Source organism: Pseudoalteromonas sp. SIMBA_162 (assembly GCF_046535955.1).
GTDB lineage: Bacteria > Pseudomonadota > Gammaproteobacteria > Enterobacterales > Alteromonadaceae > Pseudoalteromonas > Pseudoalteromonas marina.
The window spans coordinates 1-241 of the sequence record NZ_JAWJBQ010001073.1 but is presented as its reverse complement, the minus strand read 5'-3'; the positions used below and the strand labels follow the sequence as shown (position 1 = coordinate 241).

Genomic DNA, 241 nt, shown 5'->3' with positions numbered 1-241 from the left:
CGGCAAGCTGCTAGGATGCTCTTATCCTTCATTTATCATCCTGACTTTATCAAGCGAGCCATTATGCCTTCCGCCTTAGAAAACACTCTTGCCGATATCGATGAACTGCATGCCCAGGACCCGCAGCATGCCGACCTTGCGGATGGCACCTCTCAGCCCCAAGAGCTGGTGTATGCCCAGCGCATGAGCCACTGGCTGGAGCAGCTGCACAACGCTCCCAGCGATCTGCTGCGCATTGCCG

Annotated in this window: 1 protein-coding gene; it reads left to right on the top strand. The window is 56.4% G+C overall.

The genetic code is table 11. From position 1 onward, the window contains the following. Positions 1–15: 15 nt before the first annotated feature. Positions 16–241, top strand: a 226-nt coding sequence (locus R0J88_RS22985) for a DUF4202 family protein (protein WP_410901315.1), incomplete at its 3' end; no start/stop codon positions are given.